Annotated in this window: 12 protein-coding genes; 7 read left to right on the plus strand and 5 right to left on the minus strand. The window is 42.9% G+C overall.

The features are described from left to right. Positions 1-197: 197 nt before the first annotated feature. A complete protein-coding gene (gdhA, locus tag MsAc7_RS07640) occupies positions 198-1,541 on the minus strand; it encodes an NADP-specific glutamate dehydrogenase (RefSeq protein WP_338102321.1) in 1,344 nt (447 codons plus the stop codon). Between the two features lie 342 nt (positions 1,542-1,883). Between gdhA and MsAc7_RS07645 the strand changes: the two genes are divergently transcribed. Continuing rightward, positions 1,884-4,490, plus strand: a complete 2,607-nt coding sequence (locus MsAc7_RS07645; protein WP_338102322.1) for a hypothetical protein — start codon at positions 1,884-1,886, stop codon at positions 4,488-4,490. Between the two features lie 247 nt (positions 4,491-4,737). On the opposite strand, the gene MsAc7_RS07650 is transcribed toward MsAc7_RS07645, so the two are convergent. From MsAc7_RS07650 to MsAc7_RS07665, 4 genes are all read right to left on the minus strand, one after another. Further along, positions 4,738-6,192: a right-handed parallel beta-helix repeat-containing protein gene (locus MsAc7_RS07650; protein WP_338102323.1), complete on the minus strand. Its 1,455-nt coding sequence runs from the start codon at positions 6,190-6,192 to the stop codon at positions 4,738-4,740. 526 nt (positions 6,193-6,718) lie between these two features. Beyond that, positions 6,719-7,066: a nascent polypeptide-associated complex protein gene (locus tag MsAc7_RS07655; RefSeq protein WP_338102324.1), complete on the minus strand. Its 348-nt coding sequence runs from the start codon at positions 7,064-7,066 to the stop codon at positions 6,719-6,721. Positions 7,067-7,373: 307 nt separating this feature from the next. After that, entirely contained in the window at positions 7,374-7,697 is a 324-nt protein-coding gene (locus tag MsAc7_RS07660; protein WP_338102325.1) for a HesB/IscA family protein, read from the minus strand. A gap of 294 nt (positions 7,698-7,991) precedes the next feature. Then, positions 7,992-9,218, minus strand: coding sequence for a hypothetical protein (locus tag MsAc7_RS07665; RefSeq protein WP_338102326.1), 1,227 nt, complete (start codon positions 9,216-9,218; stop codon positions 7,992-7,994). Between the two features lie 352 nt (positions 9,219-9,570). Here MsAc7_RS07665 and MsAc7_RS07670 point away from each other — a divergent pair, with 352 nt between their 5' ends. The 6 genes from MsAc7_RS07670 to MsAc7_RS07695 all read left to right on the plus strand — a co-directional run bounded on the left by MsAc7_RS07670 (position 9,571) and on the right by MsAc7_RS07695 (position 18,211). After that, complete coding sequence (locus MsAc7_RS07670; RefSeq protein WP_338102327.1) at positions 9,571-10,329, plus strand: mechanosensitive ion channel family protein; 759 nt, start codon at positions 9,571-9,573, stop codon at positions 10,327-10,329. 376 nt (positions 10,330-10,705) lie between these two features. Next, a complete protein-coding gene (locus tag MsAc7_RS07675; protein WP_338102328.1) occupies positions 10,706-11,431 on the plus strand; it encodes an NAD(P)-binding domain-containing protein in 726 nt (241 codons plus the stop codon). A gap of 247 nt (positions 11,432-11,678) precedes the next feature. Continuing rightward, positions 11,679-12,998, plus strand: coding sequence for a glutamine synthetase family protein (locus MsAc7_RS07680; protein ID WP_338102329.1), 1,320 nt, complete (start codon positions 11,679-11,681; stop codon positions 12,996-12,998). A 228-nt stretch (positions 12,999-13,226) separates the two neighbouring features. Further along, a complete protein-coding gene (locus MsAc7_RS07685; protein WP_338102330.1) occupies positions 13,227-14,390 on the plus strand; it encodes a M42 family metallopeptidase in 1,164 nt (387 codons plus the stop codon). A 148-nt stretch (positions 14,391-14,538) separates the two neighbouring features. Continuing rightward, complete coding sequence (locus tag MsAc7_RS07690) at positions 14,539-16,242, plus strand: hypothetical protein (RefSeq protein ID WP_338102331.1); 1,704 nt, start codon at positions 14,539-14,541, stop codon at positions 16,240-16,242. Between the two features lie 718 nt (positions 16,243-16,960). After that, entirely contained in the window at positions 16,961-18,211 is a 1,251-nt protein-coding gene (locus MsAc7_RS07695; protein ID WP_338102332.1) for a serine hydroxymethyltransferase, read from the plus strand. The last annotated feature ends 108 nt before the right edge of the window (positions 18,212-18,319 follow it).

Here is an 18,319-nt window from a genome sequence, read left to right on the forward strand (position 1 = left end):
AGTGATATATATGGCTTCCGATTTTTTTGCCGATGGTGTTTTTGGAAATAATTCTGGTGAAACAAAATTAATGAGAATATGAAAATAAAACAAAAAACCAAAGGATAAAAGAGGAAGAATCAAACCGGGAGATATAGAAGATAAAAGAGGGTTTGGAAAAGAATTGCTTCTTTTCCCCGTTTTTTAAATGAACGAAATTAAATCAGACCTTGTCCCATCATGGCGGTGGCGACTTTCATAAAACCGGCAATGTTGGCTCCGACCACGAGGTTGTCTTTGTAGCCGTATTCTTCGGCGGATTTCTTGGCGCTTTTGAAGATGTTTTTCATGATGTTTTGGAGTTTTTCATCCACTTCTTCAAAAGACCAGCTTAATCGAAGCGCATTTTGCGTCATTTCCAGTCCGGAACAGGCGACACCGCCGGCATTGGCGGCCTTGGCGGGTCCGAAATAAACACCGGCGTCTTGGAAAGCTTTCATGGCGTCCAAAGAACAGGGCATGTTGGCGCCTTCGACGACATATTTCACGCCGTTTTGAATCAATTTTTGAGCGGCCGCCAGGTCCAATTCGTTTTGGGTGGCACAGGGAAGCGCAACGTCACATTTCACGTCCCAAATGTTTGCGCAGCCTTCGAAATATTCGCCGCCGCAACGGTTCACATATTCTTTAATTCTGAGGCGTTCGACTTCTTTGATTTGTTTGACGGCTTGCAAATCCACGCCGTCTTTACAATAAATATATCCGGAAGAGTCGCTGCAGGTGACGACTTTGGCGCCCATTTGCTGTGCTTTTTCAATGGCGTAAGTGGCCACGTTTCCGGAACCGGAAATGGCGACGGTTTTTCCTTTGAAAGATTCGCCTTTGTCGGCCAACATTTCGCTCGTGAAATAAAGAAGTCCGTAGCCGGTGGCCGGTGTTCTTCCGAGACTACCGCCGTAGGTCAGACCTTTTCCGGTCAAAACGCCTTGGCTGCTGGAGTTGGATAATTTGCGGTACATACCATACATGTAGCCGATTTCACGTCCGCCGACTCCGATATCGCCGGCCGGAACGTCCACATCGGGCCCGATGTGTTTGTACAGTTCGGTCATAAAGCTTTGGCAGAAACGCATAACTTCGGCATCGGATTTGCCTTTGGGGTCAAAGTCCGAACCGCCTTTTCCGCCGCCCATGGGCAGGCCGGTCAGAGAGTTTTTGAAAATTTGCTCAAAGCCGAGGAATTTGATGATGCTTTGATTCACGGACGGGTGGAAGCGAAGACCACCTTTGTAAGGTCCGATGGCGCCGTTGAATTGAACGCGGAATCCGCGGTTGACGTGGATTTTTCCGGCGTCATCCATCCACGGGACGCGAAATGAAATGGCGCGTTCAGGCTCGACGATTCTTTCAAGAATCGCGGCGTCCATTAAGTCTTTTCTCTTCTCGAACACAGGTGTTAAAGAGTGAAGCACTTCGGCAACAGCGTTGTGAAATTCAGTTTCTCCGGGGTTTCGGCGCTTGACATCTTCCAAAACCGTTTCGACGTAATTTTTTGCGTCCATTTTTATAACCTCAAATCATACAGTTTTGTTATTGTTAATAAATGTAATCATTGAATTTCAAAAATTAAAAATTATCAGGAAAGATATTGTTAACCTGAATTTTATAACAAATTTTTATTTTTTAAATTATGTTTACATTTTAAGGTTTATTATTTTTGAATGTTCTGTTATCTTCAAAATAATTCTTTAAAAAATATAATATGCGTTGTATATTCATTATGTCATTTAAATATCAATATGTTTGCGATAATAATATATACCATAAAAATAAATAATTCTTCTACGTATTTGATTTGAAACAAATATGCTAAAACAATTTTTTAAAAAATTTGGTTGGTAAATATGAAAAATATATTCAAGTTGACAGCTTTATTCTTTGTTCTCTTATTCTTGGCGGCGCCGCTTGCGTCGGCGGCCGGCGGTTCAATTAACGTCTACGACGAAAGCAACGTTGCGCATCCGACTGTGAAAGTTTTGTCGGATTATTGCGCTGATTCTCCCTCAAAATACGATTTAAGCGGACCGGTCGCGTCCGGAACGATTACGGTGATTGATAACGGTGTTTGGAGAACAAACAAAACACAATTCGATGACTTAGTCACTATCAATAAAGAAGTTGTTAAAAGCGCAACTCCTGGGGAATATGATGTTACGATGACAATTGATGTTGTTCCCGGAAGAATGACATATTATCCGCCACCGAAATTGGATGTCATTTTTGTTTATGACGTCACAAGCAGCATGCTTGATGACATTGATGATAAAGGTACATTGGACACTTCAGATAATGAGCCGATTCGACTTCGAAATGCTCAAGATGCCATCATGAAATCTGCGGAGTCTATTTGGGCACAAAATCCGGAATCCACAATTACAATTATTCCATTTGCCAGAGATGTCTTTGAGCCGCTTCCGACAGGTGGTTTTGAGTTTAACAATACAAAAATGTATACATCTGCCGGTTATTCTCCCGACATTGCCTATAATACTGGTATAGTCCCCGAAGCTTACATGATCGGTTCACTAGATAATGAAACATACAAAAAATTGGTTAATTCCACCGTTCCGGCAAATCTGAGTGGCAACACAGCTTATGTTTTTGGAAATGACATCAATCATTTGTATTACCGCGTCACGAAAGCCGATGTTAACAATATGACCAACGGAACAAGTACATTCAATCAATCGATTCTTGACATTCCAATGGGAAAAGATACAAATACGGAAGGCGGGTTGACCTCAGCTTATAATTTTTTGACAACGGATTCTAACTTTACGGCAAATACTGAACAAAATAACCGTGTTGTTATTCTTGTGACGGACGGTAACGCAGGCCGATATTATTTGTCAAATGGGGATGTCAGCATCGGTGGATACAACAGATATGATGTATTGACAGCTAATCTAAAAGCACGGGAAATGTCCTCGCAAATAAAGGATCCAAGTGACGGTAATGCTGTTGTTTATGCTCTTGGAATTGGTGTTGCTTATGCTTTTTTCTCCGGTAACGGTTGGCAAGGTTATACGGAAACAATTGATGGAAGAACTGAAATAACTCCAGAAGATGGGGTTCTTACGGCAGGCGCTGCTCCGTTAGGATTGAGTTACATTGATGTTGCTAAATTCCTCAGCAAGATTCCGACAAGCAATGCACACTATTTTAATGCGAATGACATGAGCTTAATTGATGATATGATGGAACAAGCCGTTCAGTCGTCAACTTACTTCTGGGCGCCGGTGGATGACATTGTTGTTCAGGACCAAATCAACACAACGTTGTTCGAGTACAACGCCGGGTCATATTCGGCAACTGTCAGTGTTGACGGCGGCGCTCCGGGCGCGGCAACAGCAACAGGGGATTCCGATTATTCTGACGGTAATATTTCTTTAAATCTTGAAAACCCCCAAGTTTTGGCAACGTCTCTTGCTTCAACATCAACAGTTCAATATGTTATAAAATATACAATCACTGATGTTTCAGTTTCATCTGGTGATGATCACGTCCATATCAGTGACGATAACAGAAGTTATGTGAAATTTACAGCTCCGGATCATCTTGAGCCGTCAAAAGCCAAAGCGGTCTATCCAACCAAAAACACTTACTATATCCCCTTCAACACGCCGACCATTGCCAAAGACGCCATTTCCGTTAAAAAGGAAGTCAGTTTGGACGGAACGCACTGGTCAAGGTCCGCGGACTTGCCAAACAGCGGCGGAACCGTTCATTATAGAGTGACGGTGACAAACGGTTACTCAACGGCGAAAACATTGGAGTTTGTGGCCGACAAAGTTGGCGGGACAAGTAATACCGATGTTTATAAAGCTGAAAACGATTTGCTTGGCAATGCCACCTTGGCGGGCGGAAGTTACGCGCCGGGAACTGGTCTGGGATTAACCGACGGCGAATCCGCGACGTTGGAATACACAAGAACACTGACGGGTTCCGGTACACACAAAAACTTGGTTGTTATTGAAGACGGCTCCGGTGTTTTCAGAAACGCAACCGCGACTGTTGTTGTTGAGGCTTCCGGTAGCGGCGGTACAGGCAACGGAACTGTTGTTCCGCCCAAAGAGGAAGGCAGCGGATTTGCCGAAGTCAAAGACAACAGCAGCCAGGACAACACAACAACGGGTGACAACAACCAAACGACTCCCACCGAGGAAATTTGTGAACCGTTTGCTTACACCTGGGTGTTCTTGCTGATTGTTGCCTTAGCTCTCGTCCAAAGCGCGTTCCTGTACAAGAAATACAAAACAACGTTGGCCAACAAATGGTGGATCGTTCTGGCAATCCTGTTTGTGCTGGTTATCGCAACATCCGCTTTCGTCTACGCAAACCACTGCTCCATGAGCAATGTGTGGATCGGACTTCCGGTCATCTTGACCTTGCTGATGATTCCGGTGATTTACTTGTACAACAAGTATACCCCCCTCAAATTAAAAATGTAAGAACATTTGATTAAATAAATTGAAAAGAAAAAACGGTTCAGTTGAATGTTTAAAAACGAAAAGACATATCAAAATGTCTCAACAAAATGTTTTAATGAAAGTTTCAGTAAAACATTCAGATAAACAGCAAAAAAGAAAAATAAAGCCGTCACCCTGTCGGGTGACGGCTTTTTTTATTGACTTTTATCGGGTTTACAAATGTGAAAATAATATTAAAAAGAAAGGGAAAGCCCCTTTCTGTTTTTAATTACGGGTTTTTCGGTTTGTACATGTAGAAGTAATAGTAGGCTCCCGCTCCGATAATAATAATCACGGCGGCCGCACCGATCACATACCACATGTATTTGTCCCACCAGCTTTCACTGCTTGACGGGGTTGATGTGTTGTTGGTTGATGTGTTGGTTGACGTGTTGGACGACGTGTTGGATGTGTTGGACGGGGTTGTGTTGGTGGTATTTGTTGTGTTGGTGGCATTGGTTGTGTTGTTGGTCATTGTGGTGTTCACAACGGTTGCGGAACCGTACCCGCCGCCTGAGCCGCCCGATGAAGGCGCGGTCGGAGTGACCGTTACGTTTTCTTCCCCAATCGTCACATTCGAATCCGCCGGCGTCAAAACACCGACGATGGTCGGATTTCCGGACCCAACGATTGTCATGTTTGTCGGGACAGTCACGTTTCCGACATTGTAGGTTCCCGGCGGAACATTCACTTGATTTCCATCTTCAGCTCCGGTGTCTCCCAAAATACCGGCTAAAATAGCGCCGTTTTGGTCAGCGGTGTTGTTGGGGTTCAAGATCATAATTTTTCCAAGAATCGGGATGCTGTCATCGTTAATACCGGTTGAATTGTTATTGGTGATGATGATGGAGTCGTTGGTTAAATTAATTTCCAAAGATGCGCCGATCAGTGTTCTGACAGTTGTTCGTGCAGCATTGTCATATTCTTCAATGACGACCGGAAGTTGTTCCGTTAGATTAATGCCGGAAACATTAATGCCGGCCGTTGCAATGTTTGTTCCGTCCGTGAAATTTTTGTTGTTGACGTTTAACCCTCCCCATGAATTGTTGCTGGTATTTCCGGAAACAGTAACATTGCTTCCCTGGTTGATTGTAATCCCGAAACCGCCGTTATTCTCGGCCGTCAGGTTTGTGAAACTGCAGTCGGTGTTGCGGCTGAAGTCAAAAGCGGTTTTGACCATGTTTCTTGCCGTGACATTGTCAAATGTAATGTTATGTCCACCGGTATCGTTTACGTAGTCAATCTGGACGCGGAACCCATAGTTGGCAACGCCGGTACCATTCAGAGTAACGTTTGTGATTGTTGTTCGGTTGGACCAGATTTTGAAACCGTCGCTAACCGCTGTTAATTGAATTTCAGGTGCGGTTCCCGCATTATTTGTAATTGTAATCCCTTCTTTTGTGCTCGGGATAAAAAATTGGGATGCTGCGTATGGCCCGTTAATCAAAATAATTGTTGAGTTGTTAGCAATGCTGCTTATGACATTTGGAAGCAAACTGGTATTTTCAACCCGGATGTAATCTCCTTCAGCAATGGTTGTCCATCCGCTTAAATCTGTATCTGTGCTTTCAACAACATAGGGATCACCTGAAATCCCCGTTCCTGTAAAAGCCGCCGCCGTTCCGGCCAGCGCGAAAAGTGTTACTAAAATTAAAATAATCGGTGTCATCCGTCTTTTTATCAAATATATTCCTCCTAACGAAAACTGAATTATATCCATCTAATTATTTTTTCGACATAATTCAATGAGAGGATAATATGGTTTAAAATATATATAGTTATTTTAATAAAATTTATATATCTCAAAAATCGCCATCAAAAAGCAACATTATTTTAATATCCTTCTAATAGAAAAAAAATTTATCATTATAATTTTAACAATCGAAATGATGGATTTGTTTACATAAGACTTTATATCTTCCATTGCTTCTGTTTTTAATAAATCAATTCAATGAATGAAAATTAATTTATATCCTTTTATAATTATATATTTAATCTCATTTTTTCATTTTAAATATCGTTGTTGATTGTGAAAATTTGATAATTCATTCTAAAATAGAAAAAATAAAATCAAATAAAAATATAAATAAAAAAATAAAATTGAATAAAAACCGGATAAAAAATGAAATTGAATAAAAAATGAAATTAATGAAGAGAAAACAAAAAAGAAATAAAAAAGAAAATAATATTTTAATCTTTTATGTGAAAACTTATGAAGAAAGCGCTAAAATCGCTTCCGCCAAATCTCCATTTGCGGCTTCCAACGCGGCTTTCGCGTCTTCTTCGCTGACACCGGTTTGCTCACACACGAGGCGTACGTCTTCATCCGGAATGGAAAGTTGTTTCGGCACCTTTTTGGCGTTCCCGTTGATTTGATAAGTGTCAACACCTTGCGCTCTCATAATCGAGACGGCCGGATTTTCGATAATAATGTCGCCATCCGTTGTTTTAATAATCACTTGTTCGGCGTTTTCAATTTCAACCATGTCAATGCCGAGTTGCTTCATCATTCCTTGAACCTTTTTCGGATTCATGCCGCGGCCCATTCCCGGAAACATATTTTATTTCTCCTCAATCTTTTTCGTAAAAATCATGTAACTATTGTGAATCATAATTTGACCTAAAATATAAAAGTTATTCGCCTTTCGAATTTTTAACCTTATCAAATCCCGTTGCGATGCTTTCAAATATCCTTGAAAATAGACGTTCGGGTTGGTTTATTGCTTCAACAAAAATAATGCCGGCAGCGCACACGTCGGAACCGCCTGAAAAAAGATAAAAGAAAAATAAAAAATAGAAAACTAAAAAATAGAAAACTAAAAAAAGAAAAAAACCGCCGGTCAAATTTTACCGGCGTTCATCAATTTAATGGCATCCGGCGCATCCGCCGCCGCACTGCATGGCTGTCGGGTCTTCGACGATGAATCCGGTTCCCATTTCATTGTCAATGTAGTCGATAATCAAATTTTCAATGGTTTTTTCAAGTTCATTTTCATAAACGAATTTGACGCCTTTGATTTCGGTGGTTTTGTCATCTTTGCTGACCTCGTTGTCCAAAGAAAGTCCGTAGGACGGACCGCTGCATCCGAGACCGGCGATAAAGACGCGTAAGTAGTGGTCTTTTTTGTTTTGTTCTTCCAAAACACCGTTCAATGCCGTGATGGCTTCATCTGTAATGGTTATCATCATTTGACCTCATTTTTGTTGATTTTAATTCATTCGGAATAGATATTAATTTAATATCTGATATATAAAGTATACTTTCAATCTTTGACAGACTGCTGATGCAGTTTAAATTCAAACTCTTTTATATTAATATTTCTATTAATTAGTGTTCAATTGTATAACCCTAACCATAAAAAATTAATAAAAAGAAGAAATGAGAAATAGAATATAAAACCTTTCGATGATTTTCATCTTTTACTTTTAATTCCATTTCTATAATCACCGTTCGTCTTTTGAGCAGCGTTGACTGTTCAGTTTTTAAACAAATTCGGCGCCGTCGTCGGCCGGGTTAGAAAGTTGCTGGGAATTGTACGCATTGATTTCGATACAATCTTTCTTTCCCTTCACTTCCCAAACGGAGGCGAAAACTTGGTTGATTTTAATATCAAAATCCTTTTCAAGCGGTTTAAACGTTTTATTTTGATAAATGATGGATTGCGCGTCGGTATTGTTGGTCTTGACTTGCTGCGTGTGTTCTTTGATTAATTTTTCCAAAATCTTGGATTTAATTTCATCTTTTGATACTTTCGGCTGCTTCAGCACATAATCAATGTCCGGAATTTCGGTTTGTTCGCTGATTTCTCCCAGTTCGATTTCATCTTCCGCTCCGGTAACCGCATTGTAAATACCGTCTCCGGATGCCGACATCCGAATCTGTTCGGACCCCATCCGCCGGTCCACATTGATTGTATAGGTGTACTTCCAGTACGGGACAAATTTGAGAACGACATCTTTGACTTCCCCAAATGTTGATTTCCCGATCGCGACCGCCTTTTCAACCGGCATGTTTAATTTTGATGCGCGGACAGCAATGATTTCTTTCTTTTCCGTTTTGAATTTATCATCAACCGACACTTCCGGCTTTTTTTGTTTTATTTCCGGTTTTTTTGATTCGGCGATGATATATTCGCTCTTCGGCGTCGGCGGGAAATTATTTTTTTGCGTCTCTTTTTGTTCTTCAGCTGTTAAGAAAGAACTTGGGAATCCGTCATTTTCAGAAAACGCCGGCTCCTCCGGGATGCCGGCCTGTTCCAAAAATTCGGGTTTTTCGGACGTATTCGGATTTTTCGAATTTGCAAAAGCGCTTACGGGATCAAAGTTTTTTTTTTGATCGACGATGGATTCCAAACAGTAGCTGCCGACAACCATTTCCAAGGTTTCGCGGCTCAAGTTGGCCAGCATAAACGCGCCGACATTTTTGGCCAGTTCGTCCCGGTCCCAAATCATGACGCCCGTATCTTCCGCATACCTTTTGACCGTTTCGTCGCCGCCTTTGATTCTTTTGGTCGTGATGTAAAGGCTGTTTTTACCGTTGGACTGCTGAGTGAAACGTTCCAATGTGTCTAAATTCCCGTCGAGGTCGCACTTGACCCAGATTTCATAATCTTGTCTTTTACCGATAATATCGCAAAAGGCGCTCTCTTCGGTTTTGTATCCGTAAGACTTAAACATCTCACTCAAAAGTTGAACGAGTTCTTGTTTCATGGTATCCGTCCGCTGTCAAAAATCTATGAATTTAGAATTTGTCAAATTAAAAATCGGTATTAAAATATGTTGATCGTTGTTGAATCTGAATTGATTGGATTGTTTTGTGTGATTTGAGTTATAATCAGAAGTGGAAGCAATAGGAATCATATGACTCAAATTATAACTTGAATATAATAGTATCGAATCTAATAATATCGAATCCGTTTTATATGTTTCGTTTCAAACCTCCTTCATCGGATGTGTTATATATTTAGACAATATTATATTATCTCCATCTTTTTCATGATTTGCTGTTCATTGTTTTTCAGATGAACCGTTAAAATCATAAAAATTATATTGAGGTGCATTTATGCTTGAATTTTTAGAGATTTCAATTCCGTATACGGATTTATTGATCGCGGACTTGGTGTTTGCGCTCATCGTTTTAATTGTCGGTTTTATTATTGCCCGGGTTCTTGTCAGCATTTTCAAAAAAATGTTTTCCAAAACAAGTATTCCGGTTTTGGTTTCATCCATTTTGGTCCAATTGTTGACCATTTTGCTTTACGTCGCCGTGTTATTGGCAACGGTCAGCGCTCTTGGCGTTTCCGTCAGCTCCGTGATTCTCGGACTTTCTGCTGTTATCGGTTTGATTTTGGGATTTGGTCTTCAAGATACGCTCACCAACTTGGCGGCCGGTATCTGGATTGCGGTTCTGGGACCGTTTAAAGTCAACGACAACGTCACCATCGCCGGACAGACCGGTTCTATTAAAACCATCGGCGTTATGGCCACCGAACTTGTGACGGCGGACAACGTTTTCATTATGGTTCCGAACAAAATGGTTTGGAACGCTCCGATCATCAACACCACGCGTCTTCCGACCCGCCGGTTCGATTTAACCATGACTTTTAAGTTGGTCAACAACTCGGAAGGAACAGTCAAGGCCGTCATGGATGTTCTCAACAAAAACCCGGTCATTCTCAAAACACCGGAGCCGAAGATTTACATTTCAAATATGACGGACGCGACAGCGGATCTTCAAATTCGGGCTTGGGTCAGTCAGGAAAATTATGCCGTCATTGTCAACGATGTTAAAGAAGAACTTTTGACGCATTTTGAAAAATAAATTCTTTGTTTGAAATCAAAATATAGATTCTCTGTATATGATTTTCTGTATTTTGTTTTTCTCTTTCCTTTTTTGTTTTTCTTTGTTTTTTTGTTTTTGTTTTCTCTTTTTGTTTTATGCCGGCATTACGCATTATCGAAACTCTTTAACACGGTTTCTTTGACATGACTATTTTACATCTATATTCAGTATAATTATTTCAATCAAAAGTTATTTAACAAACCTGATTTTAATACTTCATTTTATTTTGAGCCTTTCTTTCTGTTACTGTTTTTCATTTTTGTTTTTCGAATTCAACCAAATCATTTATATATTGCTTTGATTTTGTTTGAATTTGATCTTTTTCAAAAACGATAATTTTTATTGGTGATAAATCATGAAGATTGCAATATTAGGTGGAACCGGAAACATTGGTAAAGGGTTTGCTCTCCGCTGGGGACAAAAGCATGAAATTATTGTCGGTTCTCGCGACAAAGACCGCGCGGAAGCAGCGGCGGCGGAATACACGGCGTTTTTGAAAGAACGTTCGCTTCCGTCCAAAATCAGCGGGGATGAAAATAAAGCGGCAACAGAAGCGGCCGATGTTGTGGTCATCGCCATTCGCTACGACCAAGTGTCGGAAGTTTTGACACACATCAAACCGGCTCTCGGACGCAACCAAGTCGTTCTCTCAGTGGTCGTTCCAATGATTAAGGACCGCTGCTATTTGAATATGGCCACCGACTCCATTAAAATTGAAGTCGATCCCGAAGAATACAATGCCGACTACTTCTGTTACGCTGTTCCGCAAGCCGGAAGCGCCGCCAAAGAAATTCAAGCCATGCTTCCGAAATCCGTGGACCTTGTTGCGTCTTTCCACAACGTTTCCGCAAAACGGCTCGAAGATTTCGACCAGCCGTTTAATTTGGACATCGCCGTCTGCGGCAACAACAAGCAAACCAAAGATGTCATCATGGAACTCGTTCGCGACATTCCCGGCTTAAACCCGATAGACGTCGGGCCGTTGGAAGCCGCCGCGCTCACCGAGCCGATTACGCCGCTTCTTTTAAACGTCGCCAAGATGAATAAAGCGTTGAGGCACGCCGGCGTTAAGTTTGTTTAATGAGGAATTTCCTCAATCTTTTTCTTTTTTTGGATTGCGTCGCTACGCGCGTATTTCTCGCTCATTTTTCATGTTTTTCATGTATTTGTTCTAAACCGGGACACGGCTTTTGTTTTGACACATTTCGTCCAAACGCTGTCGTTTTTTTCGGAATCTTGTTTGAGCGTTTTTATTTATACTTGTAATTCTTATTATTCCAAACACATTTTCCCATTTCGCATTGACAGTTCTTGTTTTAGGTGATTTTATGGTTCAATTTAACACGATTTCAGAAATTTTGGACGGTGTTTCCGAAAATGACATCGGCTACGTCAAATTTCAATTTTCAGATTTGGGCGGCGTTTTCCGGGAACTTGAAGTTCCCACTTCCTTTTTGGAAACCGCGTTTTCAAAAGGCGTTCCGTTTGACAGTTCCGCGGGCGGGTTTTCATGGTCTACCGGCGCCGATATTGTTTTAAAGCCGGATCCGCGTACTTTTTCTATCATTGACCTCTCTTCCGATGAAAAATATGCGCGCGTGATTTGTGAACTCTGCTATTTGGACGGACAACCTTTTGAAGGCTGCCCGCGCAGCACGCTTAAAACGGTCGTTCGGAAAATTTACCAATCCGGCTACACTTTCTACATTTCGTCTTCCGTCCATTTCTTCTTACTGGACGCCGGTTTTAACGCCGGAAATATGGAAAAATCATCGTCAGACGTGACGAATTTCAAATACGGAAATGAAGTTGCCGTTGAAAAGGTCAAACAAGAAATTCTTCGTTCACTTTCGGCGTCGGAAGTCGATATTTTATCTTTCCACCGGGGACGCGAAATCGGCCAATACGCCGTTGTTCTCAAAGAAGGCAGCGCGCTTCGGATTGCCGATAACATCTTAACGGTCAAGCAAATCATTCGCGACGCTGCTTTAAAATTCGGTCTTCACGCAACGTTTATGCCAAAGCCCATGACCTCTAAAGAGGGTCTTGGAATGCCGTTTACTCTGTCGCTTCTCAAAAACGACATCAACGAATTTTACCACCCCGATAAGGAAATGATGCTTTCCGACTCCGCCCGCTATTTTATCGGCGGTATCTTCAAGCATATTCGCGGGATTTGCGCCGTTGCGAATCCGACCGTCAATTCTTACAAACGGCTGGTCAAAAAAAGTGAGGCACCGCATTACGTGACTTGGTCCACAGTCGATCGCTGTTCCTTAATTCAAATTCCATCGTCTCGCGGCCGCGCAACAAAAATAGAACTCCGAAATGCGGATGTTTCTTGTAATCCCTATCTGGCGCTTTCCTTGGTCTTGTCAGCCGGAATTTCCGGAATCAACGAGCAACTGCTTCCGAATAACGCCGTCAACTTTGAAACACATGATTATTCCGAATCCGAAAAAGAATCTTATTCTCAGGGAACACTCCCCGGAACCTTTGTCGAAGCCGTCGAGAATTTTAAGTGCGACCAATTTCTGCAAAACGTTCTCGGGGACATGCTTTCAAAAGGTATCATTCAAAAAGCGGATGCGGAATGGGATGATTATATCAGCTGCGTTCACCAGTGGGAAATTGACCGCTATCTTTGATCGGCCGGCGATTTGAATTTTGAAGCGGCAGCATGCGTGTTATTGCCGTCGTTTTTGACACGTCGTCAAAAATGAATCTTTTTTCTTTTTTGTCTGTTTCTTTTTTGTCTGTTTCTTTTCTTTTTTTGTGCGGTACCGGCCAAAACAAACCTTTAAAAATATTCACTTCCTTCATCCTCTCATTCATATTGAATTCTTTATATTTTAAAAAATATGAAAGGAATCCGCATGCCCGTTCAATCTAAAAAAGCATCCACCTCTGCAAAATCCGTGCCGTCTTCAAAAACAACTGCCAAAAAGGCCGCTTCACAAGGGAATCTGAATAGCGTTTCAGCTCTTCTTGAAAAATACGCCAACGCTTATGGCGTTTCCGGGGATGAACAAAGAATCTACAAGCTTGCGAAAGAAGATTTAAAAGCTTGCGTCGATGAAATTCAAGAAGATCCGCTCGGCAACTTAATCGCCGTCCGCCGCGGAAGCACATCAGGCCCTGTCATTATGCTGGCCGCCCATATGGATGAAATCGGCCTCATGGTCAAACGAATTGATGAAAACGGGTTTTTAAAATTCGCCAAAATCGGCGGCTGGTTCGACCAAACACTCTTGAACCAACGGGTTATTGTTCACGGCTCAAAGGGCGACCTTTACGGTGTGATCGGCTCAAAACCGCCGCATGTTATGACGGCTGAAGACGCTAAACATCCGGTGAAGCACACGGACATGTTTATTGACATCGGCGCCAAAGATGCGGAGGACGCCGCCAAAATGGGGATTGAAGCCGGAACTTATGTTTCGACGGACCGCGAATTTAGAAAACTTGCCAACGACCGGGTGACGTCAAAAGCGTTTGACAACCGCGCGGGACTTGTGATTATGATTGAGGCAATGCGCCGGTTGAAAGACAAAAAGATTGAGGCAACCGTTTGCGCTGTCGGAACTGTTCAGGAAGAGGTCGGTCTCAAAGGCGCAAAAACGTCAGCATACGCGGTGGATGCGGATGTTGCGCTGGCAATTGACACCACGATTCCGGGAGATCACCCCGGTATTTCAAAGAATGATTCCGCCCTTGAAATTGGAAAAGGGCCGGTCGTCACCATCGCCGACGCTTCCGGGCGCGGTCTCATCGCGCATCCGACGGTCGTGAAATGGATTCGAGAGTCGGCCAAATCCAAAAAAATCGATGTTCAACTCGGTGTCGGTGAAGGCGGAACCACGGACGCGACGTCCATTCATTTGACCAAAGAAGGCATCCCGACCGGAACAATCAGTATCGCTACTCGCTATATTCACTCTCCGGTGGAAGTTTTGGACTTGAACGATATTGAAGCCTGCGTTACTCTTGTGGTGGCGGCGGCCGAAAATGCGCACAAATATTTCTCAAAGAAAAATTAAATAATCATGACAACGATATTAAATTCAATTCATTCATTTGCAGGTCCGAGTTTAATATCGGACTTTCATTTTATTTTTAAATTGATTTGAATCATTTTCATGGACTGGATTCATAAGTTTTTAAAAATGATTTTTGGGGGAATTATTTATGGGCTTATTCAATTTTGAAACAACACCGGCAAAAGCCGTTGAGATGCTTGGGGCGGATAGCCCGTCCAAAGTGGAGAAAGGAATTGATTTTTTGGTTGCCGGAGGTGCCGAGGTAATTCCTTTTATGGTGGAATCTTTTTCAAAAGAAGTGCCGATGGCGGACAAATCCAAAAAGCACGCTCAGATTGCCCAGCATCTTTACGCGCTGCTTTGCAAATCGGAAGTTCCTTACCAGTTCAGTTCTCAAATCGTTTTAACACTGATTCAAAAGCCGGCAACTGTTTCTTTTGATTTAAGTATTTTGCCGGTATCGATGTGCGAACACAGCTATACCCTTTTGGAAGAGACTTTCCGCACCGGAAGCGTTGATGTTAAAAAACGCGCGATTCCATTTTTGAAAATGATTCGTCTTCAACCGTCCTTTTTATCGGTTTTGGCGCCCCTTCTTTCCCGCGAATCCGGCGTCATGGATGAATGTTTGTCTTTAATTCCGCTTGTTGACGGCGATTTGACTCCCGTTTCGGACGCTCTTTATGATGCGATGGACGTTTATCCGCACGGTGACGCCGCCATGAACGCGATTCTTTCGCTTAAAGGCCGTCTTCCGGCCAACGTTCCGAAGTTGAATCAGTTTTTGGCTGAAATCAACACGCCGCTTCAAAAACGCGCGATTTATACGACAATTGCGCTCGCCGAACCGGAAACGGTTTACAGCACGGGAGATGAAATCGGCGACGAATCCTTGTACATGCTTTTGGAACATCCGATTTTGGAGGACGAATCTGCCCGCGCGAATACGCTTGAGCTTTTGGAAAAGAAGCAGCAGCAAGGCAAACAACCGAGTCCGAAGCAATTGGATCTTTTGTGGATGATTTTGGTCAACACCGATTCCAATTTAACGGAAGAGCGCGGCATGAAATTTTTCGGACGGATTGAAACGGAGGTTCGCCCTATGGTCTTTTGGTACGCGCAAAACGGGACGCAAGACGAAATCATTTGCGCGCTCAAATGTACCAATTACATGAAAGAATCCGGCGCTCTCATTTGTAAGAACCTGCTCCCGGTTTATTTGGGAGACGATTCGCTTCTTCTGGAACGGGCAGGCTATCCGGCGTTTAAATATATTGCTTTGGTCATGAAAAAGCACTGTGGTAACGAATCCGGCGTCGACGCGCTGGCTAAAAAAATGCGGGACTATTGCGTGATGGAAAACTTGGATACGCCATCTGAAGTCATGAGCATTCTCGGAACATCGGATTTGTCGGATGTGATCGAGTGGTCGGTCAAACGTATTTTTGAGTCTTACGGCATCGGTTACGGCACATCGTACGCCGACGAAATGCTCAAAGGCATTTCGGATTTGGTGGGCTTTGACCGAAACGTTCTCAACGCGTTTATCCGGGCGGCCGGTTACGCTTACGGTTACGACAGTTTTGAAAACAACCCGATTCCGAACAATAAAGAAGTGGTGGCGGCGATTAACCGTCTCCGGTCCGTCAATACGCCGGCAACCAGCAACTTTTTGCATTTTATTTCCAAAAAGAAAGACATTATGGTGACTTGTTCGGACGATGAAGGCAACCGGATTTCCACGGTCCGCCTGTCGTTTGAAGACCACCGGAAGCTGGCGCAGGATGAACTTTTACGCCGCGATTTCCCGGGTTACAGCCCGCAGAATTATTTGAAGCAAAAGAAATATTAATCGATCGGTTATTTATCGCCGATTGATTTGTTTTTTATTATTTTGTGCGGCCGGCAGCGCGCGTTATGGCAACACATTTTTTGGAAACGGCAACGAAAGTTGTCCTTTCATTTCTTTTTTGATCATCCATAAATTCATGAAATTTGTTTATCGTTTATTTTTCGTTTATTTCTCCATCGTTTCAAGCAACCCCTCCCGCTTAAACAGACGCGATGACGCGTCTGTTTAAGCGGATTCCGATGAATCGGATTGGGTACAGCAGCAGGTGCAACTCAGAGCTGAAAGCAGCAAGTAAAGAACGGTATTAGAAACGCATTCTGATTACAAATTGGAATGTATCTGCTGGAAATCCGCAAAATACAAACGCAGAGAGTTAAAATTTGCGGGGTGGTTTGCACGACTCAAGATTAAAATTGTTGAGTAAAAACGTTTTCAATAATAAAAGAAGGCGAACGGTTTTAAAGAATCGTGAAAATGTGCTGCCATAACGCGCGCGCTGCCGCCCTAAAACAGAAAAAGTAAAAAGTTTTGATAAACAGTTTTTAAATCCCGGAATAGTATTGTTGAAATTTTTTCCGATATTTTATAACTTGAAATTTATAATCCCGTTTTCTCCGGTTATATATTTATATTTTAATCATTTTTTACCACATATCAATTCTAATTTCTAATCCTTATTTTTGTACCGCTTACTTTTAAACACAGAGGAATGAAATTCATGTCTTATTTTGATCTTGAAAATCTGAAAAAAGCCGACCCTGAAATGGCGCAAGTGTTTGCCAAAGAATTGGAACGCCAGGAAACGCGTCTGGACTTAATCGCTTCCGAAAACTACGCCAGTTTGGCCGTCATGGAAGCCATGGGCAGCATTTTGACCAACAAATACGCGGAAGGTTATCCCGGAAACCGGTATTACGGCGGCTGCGACAACATGGACTTGGCGGAAAATTTGGCGATTTCACGCGCGAAACAACTGTTTGGCGCCGACCACGTGAACGTTCAAGCTCATTCAGGATCGGGCGCCAACATGGCGGTCTACTTCTCCGTTTTAAAGCCGGGAGACACGATTCTGTCCATGAACTTATCCGAAGGCGGCCATCTGTCTCACGGCAGCCCCGTCAGTTTTTCCGGCCAGCTTTATAAAATCATTCCGTACGGCGTCGACCGGGAAACCGAAATGATCGACTACGACGAACTTGAAAAACTCGCCAAAGAACACAAACCCAAAATGATTGTTTGCGGCGCTTCCGCTTATTCCCGGATTATTGATTTCAAACGCTTTGCCGAAATCGCGGCCGGTGTTGATGCGTACCTTCTTGCCGACATTGCCCACATCGCGGGACTTGTCGTCGCCGGCGCGCACCCAAGCCCGATTCCGCACGCCGATTTCGTGACCACGACGACCCACAAAACTCTTCGCGGTCCCCGCGGCGGCATGGTGATGTGCAAAGCTGAATATGCGAAAGCTGTTGACAAATCCGTGTTCCCGGGAATTCAGGGCGGTCCCTTGATGAACAATATCGCCGCCAAAGCGGTTGCCTTTAAAGAAGCGCTTTCGGACAAATTCAAAAAAGACCAAATCCAAACCGTGAAAAATGCCAAAGTCGTTTCGGACACGCTCACGGAAAAAGGATTCAGAATCGTCTCCGGCGGAACTGACAACCACTTAATGTTGATTGATTTGACGTCTTACAATATCACCGGAAAAGATGCGGAAGCCGCCTGCGCCAAGTCCGGAATCGTTCTTAACATGAACACCATTCCGTTTGACAAACAAAAAGCGTTTATTGCCAGCGGTATCCGTGTCGGAACACCGGCCGCCACCACCCGCGGCATGAAGGAACCGGAAATGAAAGTCGTCGCGGATGTTATTTCCCGCGCGGTGAAAAATGCCGGCAACGATGCCGAGCTTGAAAAAATCCGGCTCGACGTCAAGGCACTTTGCGAAAAGTTTCCGGTTTACAAGTAACGGTCGTCAAGAAAGCGATTGCTTTCTTTTCCGACTTTAGCTCTATTTAATTTCATTATTTATTTTTTTCAAAAACAATATTCCATGGCTTATTTAATTTTTATCACA

The organism is Methanolapillus millepedarum (genome assembly GCF_032594115.1).
Lineage (GTDB): Archaea > Halobacteriota > Methanosarcinia > Methanosarcinales > Methanosarcinaceae > Methanolapillus > Methanolapillus millepedarum.

Bases quoted from the DNA above. Each gene is read 5' to 3' on its own strand.
- MsAc7_RS07660 (WP_338102325.1), bottom strand. From the start codon at position 7,697: ATGATGATAACCATTACAGATGAAGCCATCACGGCATTGAACGGTGTT.
- MsAc7_RS07665 (WP_338102326.1), bottom strand. From the start codon at position 9,218: ATGAAACAAGAACTCGTTCAACTTTTGAGTGAGATGTTTAAGTCTTAC.
- MsAc7_RS07670 (WP_338102327.1), top strand. From the start codon at position 9,571: ATGCTTGAATTTTTAGAGATTTCAATTCCGTATACGGATTTATTGATC.
- MsAc7_RS07655 (WP_338102324.1), bottom strand. From the start codon at position 7,066: ATGTTTCCGGGAATGGGCCGCGGCATGAATCCGAAAAAGGTTCAAGGA.
- MsAc7_RS07695 (WP_338102332.1), top strand. From the start codon at position 16,961: ATGTCTTATTTTGATCTTGAAAATCTGAAAAAAGCCGACCCTGAAATG.
- MsAc7_RS07690 (WP_338102331.1), top strand. From the start codon at position 14,539: ATGGGCTTATTCAATTTTGAAACAACACCGGCAAAAGCCGTTGAGATG.
- MsAc7_RS07680 (WP_338102329.1), top strand. From the start codon at position 11,679: ATGGTTCAATTTAACACGATTTCAGAAATTTTGGACGGTGTTTCCGAA.
- MsAc7_RS07645 (WP_338102322.1), top strand. From the start codon at position 1,884: ATGAAAAATATATTCAAGTTGACAGCTTTATTCTTTGTTCTCTTATTC.
- MsAc7_RS07675 (WP_338102328.1), top strand. From the start codon at position 10,706: ATGAAGATTGCAATATTAGGTGGAACCGGAAACATTGGTAAAGGGTTT.
- gdhA (WP_338102321.1), bottom strand. From the start codon at position 1,541: ATGGACGCAAAAAATTACGTCGAAACGGTTTTGGAAGATGTCAAGCGC.
- MsAc7_RS07685 (WP_338102330.1), top strand. From the start codon at position 13,227: ATGCCCGTTCAATCTAAAAAAGCATCCACCTCTGCAAAATCCGTGCCG.